General features: G+C 75.3%; 2 protein-coding genes and 1 pseudogene. 1 reads left to right on the forward strand and 2 read right to left on the reverse strand.

Annotation, left to right across the window (positions count from 1 at the left end; all coding sequences use genetic code 11):
* A pseudogene (locus AOK24_RS42505) lies at nt 1-184 on the reverse strand (endonuclease V); the annotation flags it as partial.
* A gap of 196 nt (nt 185-380) precedes the next feature.
* Here AOK24_RS42505 and AOK24_RS42510 point away from each other — a divergent pair.
* A complete protein-coding gene (locus AOK24_RS42510) occupies nt 381-833 on the forward strand; it encodes a hypothetical protein (RefSeq protein WP_055725213.1) in 453 nt (150 codons plus the stop codon).
* 63 nt (nt 834-896) lie between these two features.
* On the opposite strand, the gene AOK24_RS51930 is transcribed toward AOK24_RS42510, so the two are convergent.
* The coding region (locus AOK24_RS51930; RefSeq protein ID WP_055725214.1) for a WD40/YVTN/BNR-like repeat-containing protein at nt 897-1729 on the reverse strand (833 nt) is incomplete at its 5' end.

Raw genomic sequence — 1729 nt, forward strand, 5'->3', positions numbered from 1 at the left:
CGACGGCCGCCGCCGCGACGACGTCCCGCTCGTCGTCGTAGGCGACATCCACGCCGGTGACGTGTCCCGTGCCCGGCGGCGGGCCGGGTTCGTCGAGCACCACGCGCGCGCGGAGGGTGTCCTGCACGGCTCGGGCTTCCGCTTCGGTGGTGGGCCAGTCGGCGGGGATCTGTACGGTCGTCATGGTGGGTCGAGGGTACGGGGTGGGGCAGCACGAGGGCGCGCCCGGTGGCGGGGCCACGCGCGACGCAGGAGCGTGCCGTGGCCCGCGTGGACCGGCCCCACGGGGATCGCTGTGCAACCTTCGAACCATCTGACGCGTCTTCACTGACAACGGAACATTCCGATGTTCCGGACCAACTCGTTCCACGGGGGAACGTATGAACTCGACACGCACTCGTACCCGCCGCGGCACCGCCGCGGCCCTCACCCTGCTGATGGCGGCCGGCCTCGGCGCCGCCGGCGCGGGCGCTTCGAACGCGGCCGTCGCCATCCCGCCGCAGACGCGGGAGATCGCCTCGTCCACCCTCGGCTCCGACTACCGGATCACCCTGACCGCGCTGCGTTCGACGGAGGACGAGTACGCCGCCTCCGTGCGGTTGCAGGTCTACACGCAGGCGGGCGGTGCCTGGACGGAGTCGGACCGCGTCACCGTGGGCGACGTCGACGGCTGGTTCTGGTACCCGCTCACCGGCAAGGGCGCGGTCTGTCAGTTCTCGACCGCGAGCACCGAGCCCGCGCCGCTGACCGTGAGCCTGCTGCTCACGCCCTCCCTCGGCTGCTCGGACCCCGTGCACTACCTGGTGAAGCAGGGCAGGGTCTACGCGGCCTGAACCCGCCGTCGCCCCGTGTGCCGCCCGGTGAGCCGGCCCGTCGACCCCGCGCACGACGCGGGGTCAGCGTTCCAGGCGGGCCGCCCTCCCCTGTTCGCCCGCCGCCCAGCAGGTACGGTCCGGCGCGCAGGTGACCGTGTCGAAGGAGCCGGGGGCCAGGGGGCGCCAGGTGCGGCCCGCGTCCGTGGTGATGTCGGTGCCGGTGGGGCCCACGGCCAGGGCCGTCGCGCGGGCGTGGGGCAGCCAGGCGGCGCCCGAGCGGTAGGACGGCGGGGGTGCGGCGGCGGGGCGCCAGGTGCGGCCCCCGTCCGTGGTGACGGCCGCCGCTCGCGGGGAGGGCTGATCGGGGCGGTAGTCGCCGCCCACCGCGATCCCGTGGCGGGGGTCGCGGAACGTCACGGCGAAGACGCCTCGGGCCGGGTCGGCGGCGGGGATCGGGGTGTCGGCAGCGGTCCAGGTGCGGCCCCGGTCCGCGGAGTGGAGTACGCGCGCGTGCGCTGCGCCGCCGGTCGCCAGCCAGACGTCGCGCGGGCCGGAGGTCACGAGGCACTGGCCGCTCGCCGCGAAGCCCGCCTCGCCGTCCAGGGCGGCCGGCATGCCGGTGTCCGGGAGGACGGTCCAGGTGCGTCCGCCGTCGGCGGTGGACAGGATGCGGAACCGTCCGTCCACGGGGTCGCTCATCGCGAGGCCGTGGCGGCGGTCGAAGAAGGCCAGGCAGTCGTAGAACGCGCGCGCGTCGGTGTTGCGGAAGGACTCCGTCCACGTCGCCCCGCCGTCGTCCGTGCGGTAGATCCGCGACGCCTCACCCTCGCCGATCGCCAGCACCACCGCGCGGCGCGCAGGACCTCCAGTTCCGGGACGTCGAGGCGTTCGACGCGCGCCGCGCGGTGGTGCTG

Source organism: Streptomyces niveiscabiei (assembly GCF_001419795.1).
GTDB classification, from domain to species: domain Bacteria; phylum Actinomycetota; class Actinomycetes; order Streptomycetales; family Streptomycetaceae; genus Streptomyces; species Streptomyces niveiscabiei.